The sequence below is a fragment of the Leuconostoc sp. C5 genome (assembly GCF_056530425.1).
Map to the genome: position 1 here is coordinate 1,796,992 of NZ_CP134351.1, position 14,776 is coordinate 1,811,767.

The window sequence follows — 14,776 nt, forward strand, 5'->3', positions numbered from 1 at the left end:
CAAATATTAATGGAGAAAATCATGGACGTCAATGAACGCTTACAACAAGAACAGCTTGGTAATGGCAGCCCAAAAATTAACCCTGATGAGCAAAACCGCTATCTTGGCACGTTCCGAGAACGTGTCATTGTCGCAATTAAGGTCTCTCAATTAGGCAATTCAAACATCCAATCACAATTTGCCGCATCACTTAAATCACATAGCATTGGCAAGGTTCTAATTGATCAGCAACTTGCCGGCGACTATTTTTCAACGTATGTCGGTTTAGCAACGCAGAGCAAACATAGTTTCACCTTGCTTTCCGACTCTACAAAATCCGCACATCAAGAAGATCCAATTGCAGTGGTACTAGCCGCTAATACTGCTGTCAACGTAGATAATATTTACTTAGGATAAACGTTTATGACACAAGAACCGCTAGCGTACCGTATGCGCCCCACAAAAATTGAAGAGATTGTTGGCCAACAACATTTAGTTGGTGAAGGCAAAATCATCTGGCGCATGGTCGCTGCTCATCGGCTGAGTTCGATGATTTTGTACGGGCCGCCTGGTACTGGTAAAACATCAATAGCTAGTGCCATTGCCGGTTCATCAAAATATGCGTTTCGCATGCTAAACGCTGCTACCGATAGCCAAAAAGATTTACAAATCATTGTCGAAGAAGCAAAAATGTCAGGGACTGTCGTCTTGTTACTAGACGAAATTCATCGCTTAAACAAAATCAAACAAGACTTTTTACTACCACATTTGGAGTCCGGAGCAATTATATTAATCGGTGCGACGACAGAAAACCCTTATATTAATGTCACACCAGCTATTCGTTCTAGAACGCAAATATTTGAAGTTAACAGTCTAAGTGAAACAGATATCACAAGCGCTGTTAAAAGAGCCATTGCTGATAAAGAAAAAGGCCTTGGGCAATACAATATCGTTCTCGATGATAACGCTATGTTACAGTTATCGCGAGCAACAAATGGTGATTTACGCAGTGCTTTAAATGGTTTAGAATTAGCGGTTTTATCAACAAAAGCAGATAAAAAGGGTGTCGTTCATATCAGTTTGCCAATCATTGAAGAGACTGTGCAACGCAAAGCATTATCAGCAGATAAAGATGGGGATGCGCATTATGATGTGATTTCAGCACTACAAAAATCAATTCGCGGATCCGACACCGATGCGGCGTTACACTACGCTGCCCGCATTATCGAATCCGGTGATTTACCGATTTTAGCACGCCGACTTACCGTTATTGCATACGAAGATATTGGGTTGGCAAATCCACCGGCAGCTCAGCGGGCAGTAACTGCTATTCAAGCCGCGCAAACACTAGGATTTCCAGAAGCCAGAATTCCGATCGCCAATGCTATTATTGAACTTTCTCTCTCACCTAAATCTAATTCGGCCTACAAAGCAATTGACTTGGCTATTAGTGATGTTCGTCATGGCAAATCTTACGATATACCTGATCATTTAAAAGATGCACATTATAAGGGATCTTCGGAGTTGAATCACGGTGTAGATTACACATATCCGCATGACTATGATAATGATTGGGTAGCTCAACAATATTTACCAGATAAAATGACAAACACTCAGTATTTTCATCCTAAAGGTAATTCGAAAATTGAACAACAATTATTTGATGTCTATCAGACACTAAAATTGCGACAAGAAAACGGGCTAAACTAAAAAGTCAAGTCTTTCAGTTAACGAGTTTTCGCGTTATAATACTATATGAATTCCTCAGATATACGCATTGCTACATCATCAGCTTTTTCCTTACAACTTTTATTTTCGGTTGGGAATTCAGGACTTAGAAGATATGCCCTTTCATTCGGTAATCTGACAATCTTGATGAACCATCCACCTCGATAATTTCGAGGAAAATCTGCGTAGCGATTAACGGTATCAATTGAGTGTTCCGGGCTAAGCCCGTGCGTCCACATTTGTGGGCGTTTTTTTTGTATAAATTAAAATCAGTGTTTAATTAGGTTAAAGAACATACTATTAATTTTATTATGAAAGCGCTATACTAGAGGTATAGAAGAACGCATTGCATATTGCAAGAAGGGATGTTATTATGACAGCAAATTATCATAGGATTTTAGTACCAATGGATGGATCAAAAGAATCTGAAGCTGCATTAACGCGCGCGATTGAACTGACCTTGGATGCTGGTGATGAAGGCATCTTGTCAATTTTAAACGTTATCGATACCCGTGCATTTCAAAATGTGGCTAGTTTTGACGATACAATGGTTGAAGCAGTTTCAGATGAAACGCGTAAAAGCTTAGAAAAATATAAAGCACAGGCAATTGAAGCTGGTGTTAAAAATGTCGATTATCTAATCGAATATGGTTCGCCCAAGTCGTTAATCGCTAAAGATGTACCTAACGAAGTCAATGCTGATTTGATTGTCATTGGTGCAACTGGATTAAATGCTGTAGAACGTTTAGTTATTGGTTCTGTTACTGAATTCGTAACGAGATCTGCTAAAGTTGACGTCCTAGTAGTTCGCGGTTAAGTTATTGCTCATATAAAAAAGACACTACAATGATGTAGTGTCTTTTTTATATGTCTTTATTTATATTGTTTTAGATCAACATCTTTTAGAGCAATTAGCTTCGTTTTGTGAGAAACCTTGTACCAAAAGTATAAGATTACAAACAAAGGAACTGATAAGTAGGTCACAAATATTTTTTCCCAATTTAGATGGGCAAAACTGTCCGGATCCTGACCAATAATAACACCAATAGAAATCACTAGCGCAAATAGTGGACCGAATGGGAACCACTTAGCCTTGTATTTCAAATCAGACAGACTCTTTCCTTGCGCCACATAAGCTCTTCGGAAGCGATAATGAGAGATAGCAATGCCGACCCAAGCGATGAATCCAGTTAACCCAGAAGCATTGACCAGCCAAGTATAAGCAACTGATCCCCCTTTGGTGTTAGCAATAAATGCTAATAACCCAATCGCAGTAGTTAATACTAAGGCTGCAACTGGAACCCCTCTAGTTGAAAGCTTGGCAAAAATTTTAGGGGCATCCCCTTTACGCGCCATAGCATACAACATACGTGTAGAAGCATATGAACCTGAATTTGCTGACGAAACAATTGATGTTAAGATAACTGCATTCATTAAACTAGCCGCAAAAGCAATTCCTGCGTTTTTAAATACGATTGTAAATGGTGAGACCGCAATGTTTTGTGTGGAAGAACTCAACAAGCGCGGATCTTTATAGTAAACCAGAGCGGAAATGACAAAAATTGCCAGAATATAAAACAATAAGATACGCCAAAACACTTGATTTATCGCCTTGGGAACTGACTTATCAGGATCCTCTGCTTCTCCAGCAGTAATACCAATTAACTCAGTTCCTTGAAAAGAAAATCCAGCAACAACGAATACTGACAAGATAGCTTGAGGTCCACCAACAAATCCGTGATTACCGACCGACAAGTTTTTCATGACATTGATGTCAGAATGAATTACACCAAAAATAGTAGCCAGACCAACAATCAAGAAGGCAATAATAGTTACTACCTTTATCATCGACAACCAGAACTCAGCTTCTCCAAAAGTTCCAACTGAAAAAATATTAATTAAGAAGATAAGTAATAAAGCAATCGCGGAAAATATCCACCCTGGTGTATTTGGAAACCAAAATTCAGCCACCAAGCCAACTGCCACAATGTCGACAGCTAATGTTATAGCCCAATTAAACCAGTAGTTCCATCCCATGGCAAACCCCAATGCTGGGTCAACATATTTACCAGCATAGTCGGAAAATGAACCTGAAGTTGGTGAATAAGTAGCCATTTCACCCAGCGAAGTCATTAAGAAATAAACCATCACACCAATAGCTAAATAAGCGACAATAGCACCCAGAGGACCTGCTTGCGCAACAGTGGCTCCCGAAGCTACGAATAAGCCCGTTCCAATTGAACCACCTAATGCAATCATTGACACATGGCGCGTTTTTAAATTACGCTGTATGTGCCCTTTATGTTCAGACATAAAATCTCCTTCTCAAAATAAAAAAACCTCTCCTTAGCAAACAGGAAGAGGTTTAAAAAGTCATTATATAATCACTTTTCAAAGCGCACCGCATTTCTGCGACAGTCTAGCAACTCTTAATCACTAGCCCAAAGGTTATCTTGCCTGTTAACCCTTTCGGCAACCTTCCCTTTTACATGATTTCAACATCCTGGCGGACTCATTCATGTGACTCATGTTGGCTGCAACCTCTTTGACAATATGAAAATAATAACACACTTACACGCGCCCGTCAATTTCAAGTACCTTTTGCCAATGTCTCGCCCGTTTATAATATTGTTGTGCACTAAACTGCCACCAAAAATAACCAAAGGTAATTGCTCCCAAACCACTAGTCAATGCCATATGATGAGATTGAATACGGGCTAACATAATTGATAACCAAAATAAACCAATTAAAATATTGATCATCACTTGAATTTTTCTCGACTTAACCAAATGTGGCATAATAATGACTAGTAGTAAGAGCAATTGCAACCACCACACCAACAATAAGTTAGGAATAGTTTCACCTATTTTAGGACCATCCTGCCAATGGATGCGCAAAATAATTGTAATAACCCATGTCAGCAACATCGCAACCAATTGTGTAATGGCAAACCACCAGGCAGCGATTTTGTAATTTATTAAATAAAGAAATGCTACCATAACCGCTATCAATGGGATGACGACCCAATAATGGGAAAAAAGATTACCTAACCCTAAGTATAGGGGTATTTTCAACGATAAAATATTGTTTACTGCAAAATCTGTAGTCGCGTCCAGAACTTGCATAAATATCATATGAAATCTAACTTGAATACCTAAAAAAACAAAAATAATGCCAAAGGTAATGATTAAAATTTTTCTTAATTTATCCGGTGGAATTAACATTGTTTATAATTGTGATGATACGGATAAGCATATTCAAATTGTACTGACAAAAACATAGTTTTATGACGACAATGATATTCAATATGCTCAATTGACCCCGCTTGCTCACATTCTCCCAAATATTAAATTTCTACAAACTCATTTGCTTATAGCTCTTAATAATTGTAGCATTATATGAGATATAATTATAAAAAAAAGCTGATATGGTTAAAATTTAATCTTGACTTTAACTTGGTCCGATATCATTACTATCAGTTGGTTTTTTGCCGATATTTTTAGTCGTGCCCTTAAATATCTATACATGGCAGATGAATTATTGCTAGATGAATAATCTCAAAATATGGTGAGAACACTGGTTACTATTTTTTGATTGATCGTTAGTTTCAAGCCTTTTGCCTTTGTTGCCCCAAAATGGCAGTATATCGATAAAATTCGGTAGCTGTCTTTATTATCTTACAAACCGCCATATTTCATTGGCCAAAACAATCGAGAGACCGTTATGAAAAAAAATAAACAAACTGCAGTTAAGTCCAGAATTGATCGCTATTCAAAAAGTAGTCACAGACTACGAAATATTATCTTGCTTATTGTCGGTCTCTTACTTATCGTGTCAGGCACATTTGCTTGGATGGCTATCCATAATACTAAATCAGCAATTGATAAAACATACAAGAGCAGTGGCGTCACTAAATCCCGAAACGTCTCAAGCGTTGTTCAAAGTGGAAAGCCCTTGTCTATTTTGTTATTTGGAACGGATACCGGTGAATTAGGACGTACATACAAAGGACGTACCGATTCAATGATGTTGCTTCTTGTTAACCCCAAGACAAAAAAAACAACAATGATTTCTATCCCTCGTGATGCAATGGTTTCTATTCCGGGGTACGAAAGTACTTTCCCTCAAAAAATAAATGCAGCCTACGCCTATGGTTCAACGGCAACTGCCATTAAAACTGTAGAATCTTACTTAAACATTCCTATTGATTTTTATGCCTTAGTTAATATGTCCGGCTTGGAAAAAATGGTTACTCAAGTTGGGGGAATTTCTGTTAAGTCCCCCATTGACTTCACTTATAGTCAGGAAACAGCCCATGCTTACGGTGCAAACCTATACCGTTTCCACAAGGGAAGCACAGGCTATGAACATTCTGATGATAATGGGGTCACTTGGTCGGCAACCAAGCACGTCATGACTGGTGATGCAGCCCTTGCATTCTCGCGCATGCGTTACGATGATCCAGATGGTGACTATGGGCGTCAAAAACGTCAACGATTGGTATTAGAAGGTTTGATCAAAAAGTCAGCTAATGTTTCAAGTTTGTTAAATACAAAGTTTATGAATACAATGAGTTCAAATGTTCAAACTGATTTGTCATTTGGAGATATAACGACAATTGCTAGCAAATACATTAATGCAGCAAAAAATATTGTCACCGAGCATATTCAGGGTGTCAGCACGAGTTATCCTGATTCTGAAGGGAACAACGTTTCATATGAAGTTGTTACTCAAAAAGAAAAGCAACGCGTTACTAACTTAGCTCGTAAAGCACTTGGCTTAAAGCACGCTTCCACCGGCTCAGCATATGGTGGTGACATACCAAGTTCTCTACAAACAATAGCTGATTCTCTCCGACCAGCAGATGATGAATCAACAGATTCTGATGATTCATCAAATTAAATAAAAAGACGCCTTTAAAGGCGTCTTTTTTACGTTTTTCATTTATCTATGAAATGATGTTCTCTTCTTGATGAAATACCACGGGTTGCCCATGTTGAAATACCCACTTATCTTTTTCCTGAATAGCTTTCATATTATCATTTGGGTTCTCTTGAATTACGATGAAGTCAGCATATTGCCCAACTGCTATCATCCCATAATTATCACTAATTCCCATCAATTTAGCTGCATTAATCGTAGCTGATTGTAAAACTTGTTGTGGTGTCATATGACCAAATTCAACCATCATATCCATTTCCACAGCGCTCTCATTTGCAAAACCATTGAAGGGTGTACCAGCATCTGTTCCCATGGCAATGTTAACTCCTGCCACGGCAGCTCGTGCAACGCTCTTCTGATGTGCTTGCCAATGCGTTGTCGCACGTTCAATCATCCATGCCGGAACTTCCTCAGGCCGATCAATAATACGCTTCATCGCAATCATTGTTGGAACTACAAAGGTCCCATTTACTTTCATCATATCAATTGCTTCATCATCAATGTGAAATGCGTGTTCAACGGAGTCAACACCAGCACGAATTGCAATCTTAATTCCCTCAGCCCCTTGAGCATGTGCCGCAACTTTGATACCTTTTTTATGTGCTTCAATAACACCTGCTCGTACCTCGTCTTCATTTAATTGAACTTGATTGGGATTTTCAAAATCTCCAGCGCTCACCCCGCCAGTCACCATAAACTTAATGATTTGAGCGCCTTCTTTCATAGCTTGCCGTACTGCCTTGCGCACTTCATCAACACCATCTACCTCAATGCCTCCTCCACCACTACCGTGCCCACCAGTCATGGAAAAAGCTGCCCCACTAGCAATCATCATTGGTCCTTATACACTGCCTTCACGCTGCATGCGTGCAATTTCAATATCTGTCATGCGTGCTGTTCCAACATTTCGTACAACTATTACACCATGACGTAACATCGTTTTCATATTGTGGGTTGCCACAATCACTGCACGAACATGTTCGTTTTCATTATCCACACCAAATTTAGTTTTTCCAAATTCATAATTCACATCAGAGTCAACATGAATGTGCGTATTAATTATACCAGGCATCATATATTTTTCACCCACATCAACGCTCTGTCCCAATTTAGGACCTTCACCATGCCCGACTTCAGTATATCGTCCTGTTTCATCATCCACAATGGCATAACATTGTGGATCAAAATTACCTGTTTTTGAATTAAAACCATTAAAATTATAATATTTAGTTTCTGTCATTTGCTAATCCTGCCTTTATTTATTATCTTATTTCCAATACATATCCTGATATGCTGGCGAATGAAAACTATTACCTTTAAATCCACCAATTTTATCGGTAACAACGTTGGCTGTCACCGGTTGATATATCGGTACCATATATGCTTTTATTTTGGTGAAGTATTCATTGGCGACCTGTAATGTTTCATAGCGTTTTTTAGTATCACTTACTTGTGTCGCTGCCATTGTTAGATACCCATCGTATGTCTTATCACTGACCTTTGAAAAATTCAATCCATATCCGGTTTTTCCAATTGCCAATGGATATGCTGCATCCGGTACATTAACACTTAAACCAATATTTACCATATCAAAATCCTGTTTTAACACTTCTGAGACAACTTGTGAATGCGGAACATACTTTGTATTAATGCTAATGCCCTTAAAAGTGTGTTCAGCAGCATATTGAATGTACGCCCCAACCTTTCTACTGGTTGAATCATCGTCAAATGTCATTGTAAACGTAGCATTATTTTTTCCAATACTCTGCAAATATGCAGACCACTCAGATTGTGCTTTTTTCTTGTCCACCTTAAATTGTGTGCCAGCGTCTTTAGTAAAATCTGCGCCAGTTATAGGATTCGTCATAATTCCTTTTGGCACGGCGTTTGATTGTGGCATTGAACCATCATTCATTACGTTAGACGTAATAGCCTCACGATCGATTAAATATCCAAATGCTTGTCGCAAATGCTGATTATTCGTTTTATCGCTCGTCTCATTAAAGTATATCCCTCTAACAACAGCTTGTGGTGTAGCATGATAGTACTTTGTATTTTTATAAGTCTTGATATATTCATCAGACAACTGTGCAATATCTAAGTGCTTATTCTTAAATTCATTGGCAGCAGTCATTGGCGTTTTTATGACACGAACTTTGACCTTCTCAATTTGAACACGTTTAGCTGACCAATAATTTGAATTTTTAGTGAACATAAAACTTGAATTTGTTCCAGTCCAACCATTCATTTGATATGCGCCATTAGTCACCATGTATTCTGAAGCTGTACCATACTTATTCCCCCACTTAGCATAATTTTTAGTGTTAACCGGAATGATTGCAGTTGCCAATTTATCAAATGATGGTGTTGCTTGCGTTAAAGTAATTTGGACTGTGTGAGAATCAATCGCTTTAACGCCTAGTTTATCCGGTGTCATCGCACCCACATGCACCGAATCATAATTTTTCATAATTGAAATTGCGTCAGCAGACGCTTGTGATTTTGTTTTTGGATCGGCAGTTACACGAATTGCAGTCACAAAATCTTGTGCTGTAACTTTGTCGCCATTCGACCATTTAGCGTTATCACGTATTTTGAAAGTATAAACGGTGCCATTTTGTGAAGGTTTAACAATTTTTTCTGCCATAGCAGGGACAACTTTATTGCCCTTATATCGATAAAGTCCTTCATAAACTTGATCTTGTGCTTGACTTGAATAAATATCGGTAGTCATAATTGGATTCATCGTCATGACATCGTCTTTCATCATAACTTGCAGAGTTCGCACTTTGCTAACATCGCCATCATTATTCTTCGTAAACAAAACCCCTGATATAGTAGCGACAATGATCACTCCTGCTGCCCAACGTATATTCTTGTTCATATATTTTCCTCGTATTCGTGCAAATGTATCGTCACACGGTTAAAATCAAAAAGCCAATCCGTTAATGGATTGGCTTTTTGATAATGTCGTGTTATTTTCACGGAAAGCAAATCCAGTCGCACATATTGTAGCGACTGAAAATGCTCAACCGCTTTACTCAAGAATGAGGGCGTTGAGGAGTAATTGTGCTTGTTCAGCTTTCTTTTTCATTTTTGTTTTAATCATCATGTTGTTCTCCCGACATATTTGATGAAATTAATATTACATTATTATGGTATATTTTTCAACTATTTTTTTAAATTATAATAAATATCAATTTAGAGCATTTATTTAGGGGATTCAATGTGTTGACATCTTGATTAAAGAAAACATCTCGTAATTTCTTACCGGTTAATTTTGACCACCACTTGATTTTTTATATACTATCAACTGTTCTCTTAGGCATGCATTTTTATACGTTAACGATTATAAAATTTCCCATTTAATCAAATAATCATTTCCAGTTTCACCATAAAATTGTGCTGATAGAGTTGTTGATGGGTTATTAGTACGTTATCTGGTTTATTGTTTTACATCGACAGATAATCTAAATGATTGATAAATTTTTCAAACGATTCATATTCGCAATTGCTTCAGCTTGATATCTAGTCATTACTTTAGTAAATTCCCGTGTTACTGCTTTTTCGATGTCCTCAGCCCGAGACCATATTCTCGATACTAATTATCTTCATGCGTTACAGCGTGCAGCACTATCAGCCTATTCAAGCGAACAGGACTTCGAATCCCAATCGAAGCTAACCTTGAAAGAATCTCGTATCATATAGCTATCCATTTTGAGGACGCTATTCATCTCTCCTCCACTTCTATGCCTATTTTGACGTCCAGTATAGAGGTTTTCAAATCTCGTGACAGTATGAGATTAACAATTTTGTCTGGTGACCTTATTAATTACCGCCAATTTAAATCTCTCTTTGAAACAAAAAAGCCCATCCAAAAATGGATAGGCCATGTTGTTATTAGCTGTTCAAGACCGTCACATTGCGAACAACTAAAGGACTAAAACATCTCATTTGAAAATTAAGGGATTGAAGAGGAGCACATATGATACTATTGCTATGTCAGTTCTTCACTAAATCATATATATTTCTGTCCGATTTAATCAAACTAATAGCATTCTATTAGATCAATATTTACAAATACTTTACTCCTTATTCGTGCGGCGAGATAAGAATATATAAACAGGGTAACCAGCAGCGACAATTGCTATAGAAATTATTACACCAGACAAATCGTGCATAATCTCAGAGATTTCAACATAGAGTGAACCACAAATAGCGACGATTGGTATCCAAGGATACAGCGGCATAGAAAAGCTACGCTTCTCTCCAAAAGGATCCTTTTTGCGTAATTTAAAAACACCAGCAAAAACAAGTATATAAAATAAAAAGGTTGTAAAAATCGCAATATCGGTTAATCTATCTGGATTTGTAAAGACAATCATTAAAATGCCAAGAAAAATCATAAACCAAATGGACTTATTAGGTGTTCGAGAACGCATATTGATTTTGGCAAATTGTTTGGCAAACGGAAACAATCCATCGTTAGCCATTGCAAACAACACCCGAGGGAATGAAACGATTTTCCCGTTTAGTGTTCCAAGTAAAGAAATTAATACAGCGATACTCAATAACCTGCCACCAATAATACCAAATGCATTTGTAGCCATGTATAACGTTGTGTTTTGTCCCAACTTAACAATAGTATTAGCGGGCAAACTCTGATAAACGCCAAAACTCACACCAACATAGGCAACTAGAACAATCAAAATACCAAAAATAATAGCCTTGGGTAATACTTTTTGTGGATTTTTAATTTCACCACTTATATTAGCTAGAGTAACCCAACCATCGTAAGCAAATAAGGTGGCTAATACAGCCACTCCGAAGCCACCTTGGCCACTCTGCGAAACCTGAGCAACAGTCTGTCCAATCGCATCATGCTGTCCAAAAAAAAGGCCAAAAATGATTAATGCAATAATCGGCAACATTTTCACTGTAGTTGTTATTATTTGAAAACCGGCACTGAATCGGTTTGGAATTGAGTTAATAAGACCTACAAAAGATAATGCAATAATTGCGGATGGTATAGCTAAAGACTTAGATAATCCAAATAAATCAACAAATAAAATGCCAAAATATGCTGCAATAGATCCCATCATTGCTGGGCCGTAAAATACCACTTGCATCCACCCAGCTAAGAAACCCCAAATCTTACCATAAATTTTCTCGATATAAATATAAATGCCACCAGTTTTGTCCATTTGAGAGCCAATTTCAGCTACGCTGATTCCTGACGCTAGCGTTAAAAGACCTCCAGCAATCCACGCTAGCATCGCTGCGTTTGTACTACCTGCTGATTCTAAGACACTGCCTTGCTTAAAAAATATACCAGAACCAATGATTGTTCCAACAACTAAAGCTAATGATGCTGTTAATCCAAAACCACGATTCAATTTCTGTTCATTATTTCCCATCATATCTCCAAGATAAATAGATGATATCTTTATTATTCATCAATACCCATCACATCAAATAAAAAAGTTCGGAAAGTCCGAGCTTTTAATTACTAAAATAATCCAGTCCCATCACGTGACGGACATCTTTCATTGTTTCCTCGGCGACAACATTGGCTTTATTTGAGCCTTCTTGCAACATGTTCAAAACCGCTGGGATATCTTGGGCGTATTCTTCGCGTCGTTGACGAATTGGTGCCATTTCAGCTTCCATGACATCTATCAAATGCTTTTTTATTTTCATATCACCTAAGCCACCAGCAGTATACTGATCTTTTAGTTCTTGAACACGTTTTTTATCCGGATCAAAAATATCTAAGTAAGTAAACACCACATTACCTTCAACATGACCAGGATCAGTAATATTGATATGTAAGGGATCTGTATACATTGACTTAACCTTTTTCACCAATGTATCCGCATCATCACTCAAGAAAATACCGTTATTTAATGACTTGGACATTTTTGCATTACCATCTAAACCTGGTAAACGCCCTTGCCCCTTGGGTGGAAAAACACCAACTGGTTCAACTAGGACATCAGACTTATAAGCATTATTGAACGAGCGTACTAATTCACGTGTCTGCTCAAGCATAGGTTCTTGATCATCCCCTACTGGCACCTTTGTTGCTCGGAAAATAGCGATATCAGCTGCTTGTGATACTGGATATGTCAAAAATCCTGCAGGGATTCCCTCATCAAAGCCTTTTTGTTTAATTTCTGACTTAACTGTTGGATTTCTTTGCAACCGAGCGACACTAACCAAGTTCATAAAGTATTCTGTAAGTTCGAATAACCCTTTGATTTGTGATTGTACAAAAATGGTTGTCTTAGCTGGGTCAATACCAACCGCCAAATAGTCCAAGGCTACCTCGGTTAATGATTGACGTATTTTTTCCGGATTACGAGCATTATCTGTAAATGCTTGTGTATCAGCAATCATAACAAATGGCAAGTAATCGCCAGAATTTTGCATGCTCACACGGTTTTTTAACGATCCAATATAATGACCAATATGTAGTTTACCAGTGGGACGATCACCAGTTAAATAAATTTCTTTTGACATGTTCAAAACCTTCTATTAATTAGTTAACTCATTCTATTATACGTTAAATCTAGGAGCAGCGTTGAAGAAATTATCACAAAACAAAGTACGTTATTATTGACATTTTCCTATAAAACTTATACACTATCACTATTAAGAAGAAAGAGGTACGAGAACTTGTTGAACAATTTTTAAGATGTGGTGAATAAAAGCAATAGATTGTTTTTATGCGCTTTTCTTGAGATTGGTCTGCCTTTTTCGTACTAAACACGTAAACTGTCACCGGTCTCGCAAGTTGATTGGAGGCATTTTTTATGCAAGAAAACCCTCGTAAAGTATTTTTAGTTGGCTTAACAACTAATCAGGGAAACCTAGACTACGAATTAGAAGAACTAGCGAACCTAGCAAAAGCAAATAATCTTGAACCCGTTGAAACTTTTACCCAAAAGCTAGAACGACCAAATCCTAGCACTTACTTTGGTAAAGGTAAGGTCGAAGAGTTAGGTGAAGCTGTAAAAACTTATGACGTTGATATGATTGTTGTCAACGATGAATTGACACCTTCTCAAATTCGTAACCTAGAAAAAACAACAGATGCTACTGTTGTCGATCGTACTGGTTTAATTCTCGAAATTTTCGCACAACGAGCCCAGACTAAAGTTGCAAAACTCCAAGTTCAGTTAGCACGTTTACAATATCAATTACCACGCTTACGTACAAGCATGTCAATTTCATTAGATCAACAAACAGGTACAGGTGGCGCAGGTTTCACCTCACGTGGTTCTGGTGAAACAAAGCTAGAACAATCTCGCCAACGTATTACGTCTCAAATGGTTCATGTTCGTCAAGAACTGGCTGATTTAGATAAAAGTGAAAATACGCGTTCAATGCAACGACACGCTAACAACTTACCAAACGTAGCACTGGTTGGCTACACAAACGCTGGAAAGTCTACCTTGATGAATCGTTTGTTGATGCGTTTTGGTGTTGGTGCAGACAATGATGATAGTAAGCAAGTGTTTGAAAAAGATATGCTATTTGCTACGCTAAACACCACAGTTAGACAACTGACTCTTCCTGATAAAAGACAGTTTTTATTAAGTGATACGGTTGGTTTCGTATCCAAGCTACCTCATAACTTAGTTGCTGCTTTCAAATCAACATTACAAGAAGCGGCAAATGCAGATCTAATACTGCACGTGGTGGATGTTTCAGACGAGCATTATAAAGCTATGATGGAAACAACTGAGAAAACATTAACTGAGATTGGTGTTACTGGTAAACCCGTTATTACAGTATATAACAAAGCTGATCGCACTGAGTTGCACTATCCGGACATCTCTGGCGATAACGTGATTACTTTGTCAGCACTAGATACCAATTCTCAAGATGCATTGATTGATCTCATTGTTAAACATATTTTTAACGACAGCGAAGTCGTAACTTTGCATATACCCTTTGATAAAGGAAATGTTGTTGCCCAATTAGCGGCAAAACATAAATTTATAGAAGAACAATATGACGAAACCGGTAGTTGGTTAACCATTGAGCTATCTGAAGTTGAGCGAAACTTATTTCAACAATATATTACGAAAGAAAAAAGCATGAATTCATAGGAATTCATGC

10 protein-coding genes, 1 pseudogene and 1 riboswitch are annotated in these 14,776 nt (G+C 37.8%); of the genes and pseudogenes, 5 read left to right on the forward strand and 6 right to left on the reverse strand.

Annotated elements, in window-relative coordinates; genetic code table 11:
* The first annotated feature begins 21 nt into the window (after positions 1–21).
* From RHP56_RS09155 to RHP56_RS09165, 3 genes are all read left to right on the forward strand, one after another.
* On the forward strand, positions 22–396 hold the full coding sequence (locus tag RHP56_RS09155) for a DUF1694 domain-containing protein (protein WP_011680416.1): 375 nt from the start codon (positions 22–24) through the stop codon (positions 394–396).
* A gap of 6 nt (positions 397–402) precedes the next feature.
* Entirely contained in the window at positions 403–1,689 is a 1,287-nt protein-coding gene (locus tag RHP56_RS09160; RefSeq protein WP_096638722.1) for a replication-associated recombination protein A, read from the forward strand.
* 391 nt (positions 1,690–2,080) lie between these two features.
* Positions 2,081–2,524: a universal stress protein gene (locus RHP56_RS09165; protein ID WP_011680419.1), complete on the forward strand. Its 444-nt coding sequence runs from the start codon at positions 2,081–2,083 to the stop codon at positions 2,522–2,524.
* A 56-nt stretch (positions 2,525–2,580) separates the two neighbouring features.
* Here RHP56_RS09165 and RHP56_RS09170 read toward each other — a convergent pair whose 3' ends face one another.
* Positions 2,581–4,020 (reverse strand): amino acid permease, encoded by a 1,440-nt coding sequence (locus tag RHP56_RS09170; RefSeq protein WP_011680420.1) that lies wholly within the window; start codon positions 4,018–4,020, stop codon positions 2,581–2,583.
* Positions 4,021–4,093: 73 nt separating this feature from the next.
* A riboswitch (Lysine riboswitch) is annotated at positions 4,094–4,261 on the reverse strand.
* A 17-nt stretch (positions 4,262–4,278) separates the two neighbouring features.
* Entirely contained in the window at positions 4,279–4,707 is a 429-nt protein-coding gene (locus RHP56_RS09175) for a hypothetical protein (protein WP_223318531.1), read from the reverse strand.
* Between the two features lie 724 nt (positions 4,708–5,431).
* On the opposite strand from RHP56_RS09175, the gene RHP56_RS09180 reads away from it, so the two are divergent.
* Positions 5,432–6,610: an LCP family protein gene (locus RHP56_RS09180; protein ID WP_011680422.1), complete on the forward strand. Its 1,179-nt coding sequence runs from the start codon at positions 5,432–5,434 to the stop codon at positions 6,608–6,610.
* Between the two features lie 46 nt (positions 6,611–6,656).
* On the opposite strand, the pseudogene RHP56_RS09185 reads toward RHP56_RS09180, so the two are convergent.
* From RHP56_RS09185 to trpS, 4 genes and pseudogenes are all read right to left on the reverse strand, one after another.
* Positions 6,657–7,889, reverse strand: a pseudogene (locus RHP56_RS09185) (metal-dependent hydrolase family protein).
* 27 nt (positions 7,890–7,916) lie between these two features.
* Positions 7,917–9,533 (reverse strand): peptide ABC transporter substrate-binding protein, encoded by a 1,617-nt coding sequence (locus RHP56_RS09190; RefSeq protein ID WP_050884375.1) that lies wholly within the window; start codon positions 9,531–9,533, stop codon positions 7,917–7,919.
* A gap of 1,201 nt (positions 9,534–10,734) precedes the next feature.
* Complete coding sequence (locus tag RHP56_RS09195) at positions 10,735–12,066, reverse strand: APC family permease (RefSeq protein WP_050884376.1); 1,332 nt, start codon at positions 12,064–12,066, stop codon at positions 10,735–10,737.
* 85 nt (positions 12,067–12,151) lie between these two features.
* Positions 12,152–13,171 (reverse strand): tryptophan--tRNA ligase, encoded by a 1,020-nt coding sequence (trpS, locus tag RHP56_RS09200; protein ID WP_002815607.1) that lies wholly within the window; start codon positions 13,169–13,171, stop codon positions 12,152–12,154.
* A 293-nt stretch (positions 13,172–13,464) separates the two neighbouring features.
* On the opposite strand from trpS, the gene hflX reads away from it, so the two are divergent.
* Positions 13,465–14,766, forward strand: a complete 1,302-nt coding sequence (gene hflX / locus RHP56_RS09205) for a GTPase HflX (protein ID WP_042250651.1) — start codon at positions 13,465–13,467, stop codon at positions 14,764–14,766.
* Positions 14,767–14,776: the final 10 nt, after the last annotated feature.

What these genes read in the sequence shown, in the direction of transcription:
- RHP56_RS09155 (WP_011680416.1), top strand. Translation starts at nt 22, where the DNA reads ATGGACGTCAATGAACGCTTACAACAAGAACAGCTTGGTAATGGCAGC.
- RHP56_RS09160 (WP_096638722.1), top strand. Translation starts at nt 403, where the DNA reads ATGACACAAGAACCGCTAGCGTACCGTATGCGCCCCACAAAAATTGAA.
- RHP56_RS09165 (WP_011680419.1), top strand. Translation starts at nt 2,081, where the DNA reads ATGACAGCAAATTATCATAGGATTTTAGTACCAATGGATGGATCAAAA.
- RHP56_RS09170 (WP_011680420.1), bottom strand. Translation starts at nt 4,020, where the DNA reads ATGTCTGAACATAAAGGGCACATACAGCGTAATTTAAAAACGCGCCAT.
- RHP56_RS09175 (WP_223318531.1), bottom strand. Translation starts at nt 4,707, where the DNA reads ATGGTAGCATTTCTTTATTTAATAAATTACAAAATCGCTGCCTGGTGG.
- RHP56_RS09180 (WP_011680422.1), top strand. Translation starts at nt 5,432, where the DNA reads ATGAAAAAAAATAAACAAACTGCAGTTAAGTCCAGAATTGATCGCTAT.
- RHP56_RS09190 (WP_050884375.1), bottom strand. Translation starts at nt 9,533, where the DNA reads ATGAACAAGAATATACGTTGGGCAGCAGGAGTGATCATTGTCGCTACT.
- RHP56_RS09195 (WP_050884376.1), bottom strand. Translation starts at nt 12,066, where the DNA reads ATGGGAAATAATGAACAGAAATTGAATCGTGGTTTTGGATTAACAGCA.
- trpS (WP_002815607.1), bottom strand. Translation starts at nt 13,171, where the DNA reads ATGTCAAAAGAAATTTATTTAACTGGTGATCGTCCCACTGGTAAACTA.
- hflX (WP_042250651.1), top strand. Translation starts at nt 13,465, where the DNA reads ATGCAAGAAAACCCTCGTAAAGTATTTTTAGTTGGCTTAACAACTAAT.